Source organism: Natronococcus sp. A-GB7 (assembly GCF_029688865.1).
Classification (GTDB): Archaea; Halobacteriota; Halobacteria; order Halobacteriales; family Natrialbaceae; genus Natronococcus.
The window spans coordinates 193,120-207,591 of sequence record NZ_JARUKV010000005.1 but is presented as its reverse complement, the minus strand read 5'-3'; the positions used below and the strand labels follow the sequence as shown (position 1 = coordinate 207,591).

The window sequence follows — 14,472 nt, the reverse complement described above, 5'->3', positions numbered from 1 at the left end:
CATCTTGTCTGAAAGACTAGATTAGTAGAGGTAGATAGCCATCGGCCGGATTCGGATATCTGGGTATCCGATCTTGAAGTCCGATTCATCGACATCTTTCTCTAATAGTTCGGACGCACCAGAGGTTATCTGCCTCAGGAATCGCCGCCTCTGTTGTCGCGATTCTCTATCGTTGCCGGGCATCAAGTCAATGATATCTATCAACCACTCTTCCTCATTCTCTTCGAATATATATTCTACTCTACCAAGAACGTAATATTCTGTATAGGAGGTGGTGAAGTCGTCTAATTCGTCGTTCGAGGAAAATATAATATCTGAATCAATTTCATCAGAGGCGTTCATCCGGTAGATATCTTCTCCTGCACCTAGTTGATCAAGGAATTCCTGTATTTCAGATAGCGTAAATTCTTCCCCATCTTGTTCAAATGACGAATCGAGATCAAGCATCTCAAAATATGGAAGGAAATCATCTATCTTATTTTGCAACTCGGAAATTGGCGTAGAGGTTATCTTATTTCTAGTCTGGATGAATTCTCCCTCTGAGAGGTCATCGCGCTCTTCAAGTGAGAGCTGATCGAATTCTATTACCTCATCATCGTCTTGTAGAATCCGATGGAGGATAGCAAATTTACCGATTGAATCTAGCTCGCGAATCAGCTCTTGCTCCTCTTCATCTGAGGATGTGCTGGAGTAGCGTAGTTGAAGGATCTTGTCAATCCCACCGCCCTTCTCGGTGCCTTCTGAATCCAGCGTTCGCTCAACGACTTCCTGTATTTGTCCCTCGTTCAGGTAAGAGAATAAGCGATCAATTAGCTCATCATTCGTGTATACGACCTCGGGAACTTCTGACAGTGATACCATATGACTACATTCGCACATGCACTGATAAAGGATAGCTAAGCGTAGTGAAAGTGAAAGTGGCGTCCCTGCAGCCCAGATATCGCTGATTTGATTGAGCCGCGATTCATTCATTCCACCATCATCTCTCCTACCAGAATATTCTCTCTGAAGAGGTTAGAGTCGATACTTGCCGATTTGAGCCGCGTTGACTGCTTTTCGATCATCCCCGTTGCTCCGGGGGGCGAATACTCATCTCCGCTGCGCTCAGTTCGCCTGAGAGCAAATCAGGGAGTCTGCTTCCTCGAGCCTCGGATATTGACCTCGTAGGTTCACGTCGCAGTGACGGATTAAGCGTATATCTACAGAATGACAGGACGCCGATGACGAAGAGCAAGACCGATTCGCCCGGTGGGGCGGACGAGGACGCGACCGAAGAACTGACCGAGCAACCATACCCGGAGCTAATGAACGTCGCTCGAAGCGCCAGAGAGAATCATGAGGTCGATATCAGCACCGACGCACCGAAGAAGCCAGAATTAGTCGATCGGATGGCCGAAGAGGGAATTCATCTCGATAATGGGATCTGGATGGTCGGCGACGAAGAGATCGATCGCCTCGAGTCGAACCCCTCCCCGGACCGAGATGGTCCAAGCGAGCCCCAGCCAGAAGTGGTCCTCTATGCTCAGACTCGAGCGGGAGCGACCAAGGATCGGATCGAGGAGATCGAGGACGCCCTTGGGGAGATCGGATACAAGCTTCGAGATAATGATCGGAGCGATAATCTGAGTATCATCGTCCCGCCGGAATCGGAAGAGGAACCGATCGATCCTGAAGAGGTCACGCGCGATGAGGTCTATGAGATGGCTAAGGATCTGGATATCGATGGTCGGTCAGATATGAGTAAGCAGGAGCTTGTCGAAGCAGTCGAAGCCGAACGATAGTTCTTCCTCTCTTTTCACCATAAGAGCAATTATTGCAGAGATTACAGTATACCGGATATGACCACTCCATTCGAAGTGGGCGAGACATATCATCGAATCGAAGACATTCACGATGAATATGGGGGGAATCGGTATAGTGGGATATCACCCTGTTCCGAATATCCCTATGTCTTCATTTTCTATGGGGAGTCTGGCGAGTGGCATGGGTACGAGGATGAACTCAAAGAAGACGGCCGCTTCCTCTACACGGGCGAGGGGCGAGACGGAGATATGACGATGGACGGTGGGAATGCCGCCATTCGAGATCATGCGGCCAAGGGGAACGAACTGCACGTATTCGAGATTAACGAGGGAGCATGGCAGGTCACCTATGTCGGTGAGTACGAATATGATCACCATGTGTGGACTCGCCTTCCGGACCGAAATGACATGATGCGAGATGCGATTCGCTTTGAGTTGGTCCCAGCTGGCGGTCTGACGATGGAGGTCGATAGTGACGTTGATAGAATGTCGGAGGAGGAGCTGTATGAGCTGGCCAAGCAAGCTGTATCAGGCGAGAATAGGTCGAGCACTACTACGACAACTCGAACCCAGATGAAACGGTCTGAGGCGGTCAAAGAGTATGCCCTCTATGTCGCAGATGGAGTATGCCAAGGCTGTGGGGATGCAGCTCCCTTTAATGGCAAAGACGGGGAGCCATTTTTGGAAGTCCATCATCTCCACCGTCGAGGCGATGGAGGGGCAGATCATCCAGATAATGTGATTGCCCTATGTCCGAATTGCCATCGTCGGGTCCACTATGGAGAAGACGGGGACGAATTCAATCAGGAATTGATAGAGGAAACAGGAAGGAGCTGATACTGGCTTGTAGGCCTCTTCTGGTCCATATTATTCCTCTCGCTACTGAGAGCTAGTCTTCGCCATTCTAAGCTGCGTTCGTCTCGAGCCGATATTTCCCGTTGCCTCACAGACAGGAATCACTCAGAGCCGCCTTCTCGCTCCTCAGATTCGATTCTGGCGAGACAGAAAGGACAGGAACCAGGAATCACTTCGAGAATCGGGGGAGATCGGGGCTTAGATGTTCTCGAGATAGCCTCGTCTCTGTTCGACTTTCACCTCCTCGCCCCGTTTGTCATAATGCTTATCGAGGACGTCCTGTCCTACGTCCATTCGATCAGAGACGACCTTCTCAGGGACATCTTCGGTCAGGAAGTGGGTTATTGAGCCCCTCCGGATCGAATGAGGACTAACGCTCGAGGGGCATTTGCTTCGATATCCATATCTGGTAGCCTCGCAGTCGTTTACGCTCCTATCATGAGGGCAGTCCTTCCCGTAATAGCAGGGACGAGTGACCGAATAGACTCGTTCCCTCATGGTGGAAATCGTGAGTCGTCCTTCCTTTGAAGTGAAAAGGGGTTCCCGACCATGCTCATCAAGGACGTCCGGCCGATTATGCTCAAGCCAGTCATCCAGAACCTCACAGACATGCCGACTGAGAGCGATCATTCGCTCCCCCTCAGATTTGTTCTTGAGTGCAGTTTCCGTATCTGGTCGGTGAGTCAATTCGAGGCGCTCTTCCTCAGGATCATAGTCCTCGATATCCAGTGAATAGACCGCTCCGATTCGAAGTCCAGTATGCCAGAGGAGCTCGAGCAGAGTATGGGAGCGAGAGGCATACTCGAATCGCCGGAGGTATTCAAGAACCTCCTCGGCCTGTCCTGTCCGAAGAGTCTCTTCTCGGCGCTCCTCTTCCTTTGATGGCGTCGGAAGCAGGATCTTCTCATGGAGTCCCTCTTCGACGGCATCGATGGACTCGGCCCACTTGATGAAGACCCGGAGCGATTTCAATTGCGTTCGGAGACTGACCTTGTTTAGATCTCCATCCTCTTTCCGCCAGAGACGGAATTTATGGAGAGTCCGGCCCGAGAGGTCATTCAGATTGTCGATGCCATTCTCTTCTGTCCAGCGGATGAAGTGCCGGAGTCGATAGTCATCTGCCTGTACCGTTCGTTCCGCGACTTGGCCATGCCGATCAGCCAAGAACATATCCTTGGCTTCTGTCGGCGTAAGGGGTTCGAGATTCTTCGTCATGGGGTTGCTCGAACCACCAGAGGGTAGAGGGATAGGGAGATTTTTTCTCCGACTTGCCCCCCGTTCAAATCGGGGAGGGCGGATTGATTTTCCGCGAACCGTCGAACGGAGTGAGACCGTGAGCGGAAAGCACGTCCAACCGGGCCGATTTGAGCCTGGAAGTCACAGCCCGCGCAGCGAAGCGAGCAGGAATGTCTTCCTCCGTTCGAATCGGGGAGGGCGGGCCTCCTTTCGACCGATTCACAGTGCAGAGTGGCGGTGATCGCCGCGATTCGGTTCTGTCCGCGCCGTGGTGGCCTGCTGGTCACCCTCGTTCGGTCCGTTCGTCCGACACCACGTCCACCAGTGCATCCCGATGAAACGCGACGGCCTTGGCCCTCCCGACAGGAGGGTACCGCGGATTAGTTACGACGCCAGCGGAGTCCACGGCACTCTCGGCGATGGCAGCGGCCCGATGTGCCGGACGGACCGATGGATAGGGTCTGACGGCTGTGTATCCGTCCCTGAACGCCTGCCGGAGTGGGACGGGATCGCCGACGTACCAGTCAGCCACGAGGTACTCGGATTTCGCCGCGGAGAGCGCTGGCGGGGCCGCAAGTGGCGCTTCCCAGTCCAGCACGGCCGTAACTGACCCGTCGGCGACGAGCGCGTTGCCGGGACGAAAGTCCCAGGGGAACAGTCGCGCGGTGGGGGCCGCTTCGGCCGGTGGGTCCTCGAACAGCGCACGCAGGTCGTCACACACCGGATCGAACGCCTCCGGGAGCCGCTCGACAGCCCGGAGACCGTACTGCCGGAACCACGACGGCCAGTCGTCGTGGCCCGGCGTGAACACCCCCTCCGAGAGGGCGAGTCGTCCGTAGCCGTCGAACTCGAACGCCTCGTGCAACCGACCGAGCGCTTTCCCGAACCAGGAGGCAAGCTCGCGTCGCGTCTCCGCGTCGACCGCCGTGAACCGTTCGTGAAGATCCGCCCCGCCCACGAGTGCCGTAAGCATGTACGCGACGCCGTCGTGCGAGCCCGTCGCGAGTACCGGCGGAACGGGGACGAACGTGCGCTCTCTGATCTCGCCCAGCAGTGCTGCCTCCGTCCGGAGCCACGTCGGCTCCTCGCAGACCTGTACCACGACGGGATCGCGCTCGGCGAAGCTGGCGATAGCGGTCCGCTTGCGGTTGCCGCGATGGATCGGTTCGACGTCGATCGCCCGTTCGTCAATGGTGGCGAGCGCGGCGTCGCCCGCGGCGCGGAGCGGTTCGACCTCGAACACGTCCCCCAGTTGTGTGTTAGGCATCGTCTCTCCTCAGAATGGACGGCACGTCGCTCAGCGATTCGAGAACGTACTCCGGATCGTACGTACCGACGGGTGTCTCGCTGCGCAGCCATGCGGCGGCGAGTCCGGCGTTCTGTGCCCCGGCAACGTCGTACTCCAGCGTGTTGCCGACGTAAAGTGTGCGCTCGGGTGTCACACCGAGGTCGTCGAGCGCGCGCTCGAACGGCAGGGTGTGCGGTTTCGATCGCGGAAGCTCCGCGGCACAGACTACCGTATCGAACCGATCACCGATACCGAGCGCGTCGAGTTTGGTTCGCTGGCTGTCCGTCGGCCCGTTCGTGACGACGCCGACCGTCCCGATCGCGGCCGCGGCGTCGAGCGCGTCGACAGCACCGGGGAGCAACGCGACATCGCTGTCGTCGATGACCGAGACCAGTTCGCGGGCGAGCGCGAGCACGTCCGCGTCGGATCGGTCGTACCGGGCGGCGACCCGGGCGAACCCGGCTCCGTAGTAGCCGATCGGGTCGTCGTGGTCCGGCGGTCCGGAAAGCGCCGTCCAGAGGTCGTCGGGGTCGCCGAAGGGTTCCTCGCTGGCCCGCTCGAAAACCCGTTCGTACATCGCCTCGGTATCCTGCGTACGACGGCAGAGCGTCCCGTCGAGATCGAACAGGACGGCGTCGAATTTCACCACGATCGGGAGTTAGTCCCGGCAGTCAAAAACCCCGCGTCGGGGGTGAGACCGAGATAGGTTCGTTACCTGCCGAAAATCGGGATGGAGAACGTGTTCTATAACTCCGATCGGCGCGCTTTGAAAAGCGGAGCCACAGCCCGGAAGCGTGACAGAGGCGACAATCGACGAATATCCCGGCGGGTTCGGATCGAAGAGGGCGGATTTTTGCGGCGAACTCGAGCGAGGACCGAAGCGATCCGATTACCGACCCGAATTGTTTGTGGAAAATCGTTATATATCTAGACGTCGAACTGTAGTTGGGGTAGGTGGTGGTGACGGTTTCCCGGCGGAGTGGAAACCGAGGCGGAGTCGAGCTGGACGGCCCCGCCCTCGCCGGCCGGCCGTTTTTGATCGGGCTCGTCGTACGGCCTCGCATGAGTGAGGACGGACCGAGTCGCGACCGCGCACAGGATCGGGCCGAACAACGCAAGTCCGAACGGGCCGACAACGCCGAGTCGATCCTCGAGGAGGTCGAGCGCGACCTCGGTTCGCTCGAGTACCCCGTCTCGAGCGAGGAGCTCGCGACCGAGTACGGCAGCGAGCCGATCGACATGCCCAACGAGACGGAGTCGCTCGGCAGCGTCTTCGACCGCCTGGCCGGCGAGCAGTACGACTCACCCGAGGAGGTCCGCGAGGCCGTTTACGGCGAACTCACCGGCGAGGCCGGCGACGCCAGCGAGGCCAACCCCGAACGGGACCTCGAGGGGCTCGACGAGGAGGGACGGGGATCGGTCAGCGAGAGCGGCGGCGACGCCCTCTGAGCGCCGAATTCGGACGCCGGCTCCGAGAGCAGAACGGATTTACGTCAGCGACGTTTGGACTCGAGTATGGATTACGAATCGAGTCTCGACCGAGCGATGGACGAGGTTCCGGACATCGGCGGCGACGAGAGCCGACTGGAAATTCCGGACCCCCACGCTCAGAAGGACGGTGCGTTTACGCGGTTTACGAACCTCGGCGATATCGCCGACGTCCTCTCGCGGGAGGACGAACACCTCCACCGGTTCGTTCAGCGAGAACTGGGAACCAGCGGCAAGTTCGAGAGCGGCCGCGGCCGGTACAACGGGACCTTCTCCGAGCAGGACTTCAGCGCGGCGGTCGACGCCTACGTCGACGAGTACGTGCTCTGTTCGGAGTGTGGACTGCCCGACACCCGCCTCGTCCGGGAGAACCGCACCCCGATGTTGCGCTGTGACGCCTGTGGTGCGTTCCGCCCCGTGACCAAGCGCTCGACGAGCAGCCAGCAGCAACAGCAGGCCGACGCCGTCGAGGAGGGCCAGACCTACACCGTCGAGATCACCGGCACGGGCCGGAAGGGCGACGGCGTCGCGGAGAAGGGCAACTACACGATCTTCGTCCCCGGCGCCGAGGAGGGCGACGTCGTCGACATCTACATCAAGAACATCTCCGGCAACCTGGCGTTCGCTCGAATCGACTGAGGGGCCACCGTACTCCTGCCCAGGTACATCTGGATGGCGGAACAGGAGTGTGTGCCGGCTCCGGCACACGGCAGTCCGCTCGACCGGTTTCGGCTGAACGTTTTTGTCGTCGCTCCCACCTTGCTGTAGTATGCACGTTCCTCCGGCGGAGTTCGAGCGACGGCTGTCCGATATCCGATCGCGGCTCGAGGAGATCGAGGCCGACGCTGGCCTCTGGTTCGGCGCGACGAGCATCGAGTACCTGACGGGCTTCGACCACATCCAGACGGAGCGCCCCGTCGCGCTCGCGGTGACCGACGAGCGGATCGCGATCACCGTCCCGCGACTCGAGGTCGAACGCGTCGAGGAGAACCCGCGGATCGATCTGGTCTCTCATTATCGGGACTACCCCGGCGGCCGCCCGATCGAGACCGTCGTCGGGATGCTCGAGGACCTCGGGGTCGACCGGGTCGCGGCCGACGCCGACGGCGCGCCGGGAACGATGGGGTACCAGGGGCCCGCGCTGAGCGAGTTTCTCGAGGTCGACACCCAGAGCTGGGTCGCTCGCCTGCGCTGGGAGAAATCGGACGCGGAGATCGACCTCATCCGGGAGTCCGCGAAGTGGGCGAACCTCGGCCACCGCTACCTCGCCGACTACACCGGGCCCGGCATCCACCCCGCGACGGTGAGCCAGCGCGCCTCCACCGACGCCTCGCGGGCGATGCTCGATACGCTGGGCGACCGCTACGTCCCCCGAACCCGGGGGTCGGGTCCCGTCAGTGCAGGTTACATCACGGGCGAGCAGAGTCGGCTCCCCCACGGTCACACGGCGAACCGACGATTGGAGGACGGCGACGTCCTCGTGACGGGCGCGACGGCGAACGTCGACGGCTACCACTCCGAACTCGAGCGGACGATGTTCGTCGGGGAACCGAGCGACGAGCAGGTCCATTACTTCGAGCTCATGAAAGAAGCCCAGGAGATCGCGATCGATGCGCTCGGCCCCGGGGTTCCGATCGCCGACGTCGACCGCGCCGTCGAGGCGTACTTCGAGGAGCAAGGGGTCGCCGACCTCGCCCAGCACCACGTCGGCCACAACATCGGTCTCGCTGGTCACGAACCGCCCTACATCGACGAGGGGTGGGGCGACCACTGCGAAAGCGAGCATACGAGCTACGACGACGAGGACGCCGTGATGCGACCCGGCCACGTCTGGACGATCGAGCCCGGGCTCTACACCGACACCTACGGCTACCGCCACTCGGACACGATCGCCGTCACCGACGAGGGAATCGAGTGGCTCACCTACTACCCGCGTGACCTCGAGTCGAACATTGTCGGACTCGAATAACCGCCGCCGACCGCGAGAGTAAAGTCAGCTTGTGCTAGTTACGCGAACGTGGCAGTCTCGTTCGACCTCTTCGGTACGCTCGTCGACGTCGATCAGCCCGCGACGCCAGCCGAGGCCGTCGCCGACGAACTCGAGTCCCGCGGCGTCGGCGTTCCCTCCGACTGGGCCGACGTCTACGCGAGCCCGCACGTCGATCCCCCCGAGCACGCGGAGGTACCGCTTCCGGCCCACGTCAGCCGCGCGCTCGCGAGCCGCGGGGTCGAGTTCGAGAACAACGTCGTCAGACGCGCGGTCGTCGCGGCGTTCGATCCCGTAGTCGAGACTCGAGAGGGAGCGCTCGAGGCCGTCGCGGCTGCCCGCGACCGCGGCCCCGTGGCGATCTGCTCGAACTGCAGCGTCCCCGAACTCGTCGCCCGGACGCTCATCCGTGCCGACCTCGATCGAGACGGGTTCGACGCCGTCGTCACGAGCGTCGCCTGCGGCTGGCGCAAACCTGCGCCGGAGATCTTCGAGCTGACCGCCGACGAGCTCGGGGTCTCCCCGTCGGAGCTCGTCCACGTCGGCGACGACCCACGAACCGACGGCGGGATCGAGGCCGTCGGCGGCACCGCGATTCTGCTCGAGGACGTCTCCCTCCCCGACGTCCCTGAAAGGCTAGCGAGCCTCGAGGAGGGTGCGGAGCCGTGACCGCGAGCACGAAGACGAATACGACCGCGAACGACCACCCAACGACCCCACCTGTATGACGCTGACGACGGCCGCGCTGGTCGGGTTCGCCCTCGGCCTCGATCGGCTGGTCGGCGAGCCGCCGAACGCGGCCCACCCGGTCGCGTGGCTCGGCCGCCTCGTCGGCGCGCTCGATCGCCCCTGGAGCGACGACGACCGCGTCCAGCGGCTGCTTGGCGTCCCGATCGCGCTCGTCGTTCCGCTGGTTCCCGCCGTCGCCGCGGGCGGGGTCGTCCTCGCCGCAGCGGCCGTCCACCCCGTCGCGAGCGCGGTCGTCGCCGGACTCGTCCTCTACCTCTCGACCAGCCTGCGGATGCTACTCGAGCTTACGACCGAGGTCGTCGCGGCGACTGCGGACGACCTCGAGACGGCTCGCGACCGAATCCGCGGACTCGTTGGACGCGACACCTCGGACCTCACGCCTGCCGATCTCCGCAGCGCGGCCGTCGAGAGCGCGGCCGAGAACCTCGCGGACGGGCTGGTGGCGACACTGCTTCCCTTCGCCGTCCTCGCTCCGTTCTCGCTGCCTGCCGCAGCAGCCGCGGCCGCCTGGGTCAAGGGCGTCAACACGCTGGACTCGATGCTCGGCTACCCCTCGAAACCGCTCGGCACCGCGAGCGCGCGTCTGGACGATCTCGTAATGTGGTTCCCCGCCAGGCTGAGCGCCGTCGCGATCGCCCTCGCCGCAGGCGACCCCGGGGCGCTCGTCCGCGCCCGGATGTGGGCCCGAACGCCCCCGTCGCCGAACTCCGGGTGGCCGATGGCGACGCTCGCCTGCGCGCTCTCGGTTCGGCTCCGCAAGCCCGGCGGCTACGATCTGAATCCCGGCGCCGCGCTCCCGACGCTCGAGGACGGCGAGCGAGCGACGGGACTCGTCTTCCGCGCGGCGCTGGTCGCGGCCGTCCTCGCGGTCGCGGTTGGAGCCGCGCTCGAGGCGCTCCTGTCGACCGCGGGGGTGGTCGCGTGAGGACGTGGCTCGGCGCCTGTCGGGGCGCGCTCGCCTTCCTCACGCGGCTCCCCGTCGGCCACCGCGAGGGCGACTGGGACGCGTTCCGCTCGCGGCCGGCGACGTTCCCGATCGTTGGCCTCGTCGCCGGCACGCTGGCCGCGATCCCGCTGCTCGCTGTCGACGTCCTCGCGGCGCCGACGGTCGCACTGGGCTACCTGCTCGCCGTCTACGCCGTCGTGGGGATCCACAACCTCGACGGCGTCGCGGACCTGGGCGACGCGCTGGTCGTCCACGGCGACCGCGAGCGCCGACGGGAGGTGTTGAAGGATACGACCACCGGAGTGGGCGCGCTCCTGGCCGTGTCGTTGACCGTCGCGGCGCTCGCACTCGGCGCTCTCGGCGTCGCCGAGCTTCCGCCAGTGACGGCCGTCGGCGTCGCCATCGCCGCGGATGTCGGCGCCAGACTCGGGCTGGCCGCGATGGCCTGCTTCGGGACCGCGAGCCACGAGGGGATGGGTAGCCAGCTGACCGAGGCGACGGCCCCAGGTCAATTCATCGCGCCCGCGGTCTTCGTCCTCGGAGCCACAGTACTCCTTTGGCCACATCCCGCAGCGCTTGCCGTCCCGGGGGCGCTCGTTGGGGTCGCGCTCCCCTGGTACTGGGCGCAGCGCAACCTCGGCGGTGTCAGCGGCGACGTCTTCGGCGCGGCCACCGAGATCGGACGCGTCGTCGGACTGCACGCGGGGGTGATCGCGTGGACGCTCTCCTGATGTGCGGCGGGAGGGGAACCCGTCTCGAGGGACCCCAGGAAAAGCCGCTGCACCCGATCGCCGGGACGCCGATGGTCGACCGCGTGCTGGCTGGCCTCGAGGCGAGCCGGATCGAGACGGCCTTCGCGGTCGTCTCGCCGAACGCCCCCGAGACGGCCGCCCGACTCGAGCGAACCGACGCCGTCCGGACGATCGAAACCGAGGGTGAGGGGTACGTGACCGACCTGCTCTCGGCGCTCGAGCACCCCGTGGTCGAGCCGCCCGTGCTGTCGGTCGCGGCCGACCTCCCGCTGCTCGAGGCCGCGGTCATCGATCGGGTCCTCGCGATCCACGGGGAGAGCGAGGCCTCGCGGACCGTCTGCGTCCCCGCGGCGCTGAAGCGCCGGCTGGGCGTCGGTATCGACACCCGCCTCGAGGACGCCCCCCACCTCGCGCCGACCGGGGTCAACGTCGTCGGCACGACGAAGGAATCCATGACACAGGTGAGCTACGACCCGCGACTGGCGGTGAACGTGAATCGACTCGAAGACGCCCGGATCGCGGAGGACCGATGCGAGTAGTCCTGGCCGCCGGGGCGACCGAGACGGCGCTGATCGACGGCATCAGCGCCGCGGGCGCCGCGCCGGAGCTGATGGCCCACACGCCCGCGGCCGACGCCGAGATCCTCGCGTACGGCGAGCCGACCGCGGCACCCGTCGTCCCGGTGAGTCCGACAGGCTGTCCGACGCCCGCGGCGGTGACCCGCGCGGTTCGGGAGGCCGTCGGCTTCGAGCTGGCGGTCGTCGACGCGGGCCTCGCAGAGCCGACCGCCGTGCCGACGGTCGACCTCGAGGCCGGGCCCGGAGCCGACGTCCGCGAGTCCGTCGCCGTCCCCGAGGCCGAACGACTCCTCGAGCGCGCACGGGAGTACGGCCGGGGACTCCCCGACGACGAACTCCTGCTCGGCGAGACGATCCCGGGTGGGACGACGACCGCCCTCGGGGCGCTGACCGCGCTCGGCGAGCCCGCTGGGGTATCCTCCTCGCTACCCGAGAACCCTCTCGAGCGAAAGCGCCGCGTCGTCGAGCGCGGCCTCGAGGCGAGCGGGCTCGAGCCGGGCGACTGCGAGGACGACCCTCTGCGAGCGATTCAGGCCGTCGGCGATCCCGTCCAGCCCGTCGTCGCCGGGATCGCTGCGGGGGCGCTCGAGGACGGCACTCGGGTGATCCTCGCCGGCGGGACCCAGATGGTCGCGGTCGCCGCGCTCCTCCGACACGCCGGGATCGATTCACCGCTCGAGGTCGCGACGACCTCCTTCGTCGCCGACGAGCAGGGCGAAGCGCTCCCCGAAGCGTGTGCTCGCCTCGAGTGCGAACTGACCGTCACCGACCCCGGCTTCGACGGGCACGATCACGTCGCGATGGCACGCTACTGTGCGGGCGAGGCCAAGGAGGGCGTCGCGATGGGCGGCGCGCTCTCGCTGGTTCCCGACGGCGAGATGAGGGCGGTACGGGATCGGCTCGAGGACGTCTGCCGGCGACTCGGTGTCGACGAGCGCGCCGACGGGTCGACCGATGAACGGGGCGACCAACCGGAGGGAACGTATGGATCCTGACGCGATCCGTACCGCCGAGCGGGTGCCCCACGGCGGCGAGCCCGACCGAGAGATCCTGGACTTCTCGGCGAACACGAACCCCGAGACGCCCGACGGGACGGAACGGGTCTATCGGGACGCCCTCGAGGCGAGTCGCCGCTACCCCGACGACACCTATCCGGACTATCGGGCGGCCGCAGCGCGGTTCGTCGGCTGTGATCCGGAGCGCGTAATCCCGACTCCCGGTGGGTTGGCGGCGATCCGTCTAACGATGGAGTGCGTCCTCGAGCCCGGCGACAGCGCGCTGGTCCCCTACCCCAGCTTCGGCGAGTACGCCCGCGAGGTCCGGCTGCAGGGCGCGACGCCCGCCTTCGTCCGCGTCGACGATCTGCTCGAGGTCGGGACCGACGCGCTCGCGGACTGCGCGCTGGCGGTCGTCTGCACGCCGAACAACCCCACGGGGGAAGCGGCCGATCCCGACGCGCTAGAGGCGTTCGCCGCCCGCTGTGGCGAGGCCGGAACGACGCTGCTGGTCGACGAGGCGTTCCTCGGGTTTACCGACCTCCCGTCGGCCGCAGGGTTCGACCGCGACGACGTCGTCGTCGCGCGCTCGCTCACGAAACTGTTCGGGCTTCCCGGGCTGCGGGCGGGGTTCGCGGTCGCGAGCGGGGACCTACGAGCGGACCTCGAGACGGCCCGCCGGACCTGGTCGCTCGGCACGCCTGCGGCCCGCGTCGGTGCCCACTGTTTACGGCAGGACGAGTTCGTTCGGGAGACCCGCACTCGGGTCGCCCGCGAGCGCAATCGCATGGGGGAGGCGCTGTCGACCCGCTTCGAGGTGGTCGCATCGGACGCGCCGTACCTGCTGTGTGACGTCGGCGACCGAAACGTGGCGGAGGTTCTCGAGCGCGCTCGCGACAACGGAGTCGCGATCCGAAACGCGACGACGTTCCGGGGACTGGACTCCCACGTCCGGGTGGCGGTCAAGGACCGCGACGCGAACGACCGACTGCTCGAGGCGCTGGGGTGCCCGCCGTGAGCGACGGGCCCCACCTCGAGAGTCGCAGACGGGACGGTGTCTTACAGGTCGCTCGTTCGGGTGCGGAGTGGCTCTCGACAGGGTGGAACGGCGGCCGACAGCGAGCCGACTGCGCCTATAACGTCTCGGTCCCCGAAGGATGGGGCCGAACCGACCTCGGAGCCTACGCCGACGAGCGCCTCGAGCGGGCCGGCTTCGAGGATCCCGGTCCCGTGCTGTTTACGGGCGTCGACGTCGCCGACGCACGGGGCGCACACTGCGGCCCGGTGACGGCCTATGCGACCGCGGGGATCTCGAACCCAGCGGCGCTGCCGATGGAGCCATCGGGTGGCTCACTCGGTTCCTCGAGCGACGACGGCTCGGACGCCGACTCGCCCGCCGGAACCGTCAACGTCGTCGTTTACGCCGACCGCCGACTCGCCGACGGCGCGCTGGCGAACCTCCTCGCGGTCGTCGCCGAGGCGAAGGCGGCGACGCTGCTCGCCGAGACCGGGTTTCCGGGAACAACGACGGACGCCGTCGTCGTCGGTCACGATCCCGACGGCGAGCCAGCGGCGTTTTCCGGAAGTGCGACGCCCGTCGGCGCGGCGACTCGAGCCTGCGTTCGCGACGCCGTTCGCGCCTCGCTGCGGGCCCACTACGGATCCGACAGCGACGTCGAGCGGCCCGACTCGCTCGAGGACGCGGCCTACGGCGTCTCGACCGACGTTCGGGCGCGGGTGCTCGAGCCAAGTGATAGCGAGCGGTCGATGGAGGACTAACAGCGACCGTCCGTTC

Annotated in this window: 16 protein-coding genes; 12 read left to right on the top strand and 4 right to left on the bottom strand. The window is 64.6% G+C overall.

Annotation, left to right across the window (positions count from 1 at the left end; translation table 11 throughout):
* Nucleotides 1-21 precede the first annotated feature (21 nt).
* On the bottom strand, nt 22-861 hold the full coding sequence (locus QA609_RS06840; protein WP_278301839.1) for a hypothetical protein: 840 nt from the start codon (nt 859-861) through the stop codon (nt 22-24).
* 443 nt (nt 862-1,304) lie between these two features.
* Between QA609_RS06840 and QA609_RS06835 the strand changes: the two genes are divergently transcribed.
* Both QA609_RS06835 and QA609_RS06830 read left to right on the top strand, forming a co-directional pair.
* Complete coding sequence (locus QA609_RS06835; protein WP_278301838.1) at nt 1,305-1,781, top strand: Rho termination factor N-terminal domain-containing protein; 477 nt, start codon at nt 1,305-1,307, stop codon at nt 1,779-1,781.
* Between the two features lie 57 nt (nt 1,782-1,838).
* Nucleotides 1,839-2,639 carry an HNH endonuclease signature motif containing protein gene (locus QA609_RS06830; protein ID WP_278301837.1) on the top strand — a complete coding sequence of 267 codons (801 nt, stop codon included), beginning with the start codon at nt 1,839-1,841 and terminating at the stop codon, nt 2,637-2,639.
* Nucleotides 2,640-2,855: 216 nt separating this feature from the next.
* Here the strand turns inward: QA609_RS06830 and QA609_RS06825 are convergent, their stop codons facing one another.
* From QA609_RS06825 to QA609_RS06815, 3 genes are all read right to left on the bottom strand, one after another.
* Entirely contained in the window at nt 2,856-3,872 is a 1,017-nt protein-coding gene (locus QA609_RS06825; protein WP_278301836.1) for a tyrosine-type recombinase/integrase, read from the bottom strand.
* Between the two features lie 304 nt (nt 3,873-4,176).
* On the bottom strand, nt 4,177-5,160 hold the full coding sequence (locus tag QA609_RS06820; protein WP_278301835.1) for a phosphotransferase: 984 nt from the start codon (nt 5,158-5,160) through the stop codon (nt 4,177-4,179).
* Entirely contained in the window at nt 5,153-5,830 is a 678-nt protein-coding gene (locus QA609_RS06815) for an HAD family hydrolase (RefSeq protein ID WP_278301834.1), read from the bottom strand. Before QA609_RS06815 ends, QA609_RS06820 begins: the two co-directional genes overlap by 8 nt.
* A 413-nt stretch (nt 5,831-6,243) precedes the next feature.
* Here QA609_RS06815 and QA609_RS06810 point away from each other — a divergent pair, with 413 nt between their 5' ends.
* The 10 genes from QA609_RS06810 to QA609_RS06765 all read left to right on the top strand — a co-directional run bounded on the left by QA609_RS06810 (nt 6,244) and on the right by QA609_RS06765 (nt 14,456).
* Entirely contained in the window at nt 6,244-6,630 is a 387-nt protein-coding gene (locus QA609_RS06810) for a hypothetical protein (protein ID WP_278301833.1), read from the top strand.
* Between the two features lie 66 nt (nt 6,631-6,696).
* Nucleotides 6,697-7,308, top strand: coding sequence for a translation initiation factor IF-2 subunit beta (locus tag QA609_RS06805; RefSeq protein WP_005556647.1), 612 nt, complete (start codon nt 6,697-6,699; stop codon nt 7,306-7,308).
* A gap of 130 nt (nt 7,309-7,438) precedes the next feature.
* Nucleotides 7,439-8,638 carry a Xaa-Pro peptidase family protein gene (locus QA609_RS06800; protein ID WP_278301832.1) on the top strand — a complete coding sequence of 400 codons (1,200 nt, stop codon included), beginning with the start codon at nt 7,439-7,441 and terminating at the stop codon, nt 8,636-8,638.
* A 48-nt stretch (nt 8,639-8,686) separates the two neighbouring features.
* On the top strand, nt 8,687-9,325 hold the full coding sequence (locus QA609_RS06795; protein ID WP_278301831.1) for an HAD family hydrolase: 639 nt from the start codon (nt 8,687-8,689) through the stop codon (nt 9,323-9,325).
* A 55-nt stretch (nt 9,326-9,380) separates the two neighbouring features.
* Complete coding sequence (gene cbiB / locus QA609_RS06790) at nt 9,381-10,331, top strand: adenosylcobinamide-phosphate synthase CbiB (protein ID WP_278301830.1); 951 nt, start codon at nt 9,381-9,383, stop codon at nt 10,329-10,331.
* Entirely contained in the window at nt 10,328-11,083 is a 756-nt protein-coding gene (cobS, locus tag QA609_RS06785; RefSeq protein ID WP_278301829.1) for an adenosylcobinamide-GDP ribazoletransferase, read from the top strand. The genes cbiB and cobS overlap by 4 nt, the downstream gene beginning before the upstream one ends.
* Nucleotides 11,083-11,643 carry an NTP transferase domain-containing protein gene (locus QA609_RS06780; RefSeq protein WP_278301845.1) on the top strand — a complete coding sequence of 187 codons (561 nt, stop codon included), beginning with the start codon at nt 11,083-11,085 and terminating at the stop codon, nt 11,641-11,643. The genes cobS and QA609_RS06780 overlap by 1 nt, the downstream gene beginning before the upstream one ends.
* Nucleotides 11,634-12,677 carry a nicotinate mononucleotide-dependent phosphoribosyltransferase CobT gene (gene cobT, locus QA609_RS06775; protein ID WP_278301828.1) on the top strand — a complete coding sequence of 348 codons (1,044 nt, stop codon included), beginning with the start codon at nt 11,634-11,636 and terminating at the stop codon, nt 12,675-12,677. Before QA609_RS06780 ends, cobT begins: the two co-directional genes overlap by 10 nt.
* Complete coding sequence (gene cobD / locus QA609_RS06770; protein ID WP_278301827.1) at nt 12,667-13,695, top strand: threonine-phosphate decarboxylase CobD; 1,029 nt, start codon at nt 12,667-12,669, stop codon at nt 13,693-13,695. Before cobT ends, cobD begins: the two co-directional genes overlap by 11 nt.
* Nucleotides 13,683-14,456, top strand: a complete 774-nt coding sequence (locus tag QA609_RS06765) for an adenosylcobinamide amidohydrolase (RefSeq protein WP_278301826.1) — start codon at nt 13,683-13,685, stop codon at nt 14,454-14,456. Before cobD ends, QA609_RS06765 begins: the two co-directional genes overlap by 13 nt.
* Nucleotides 14,457-14,472: the final 16 nt, after the last annotated feature.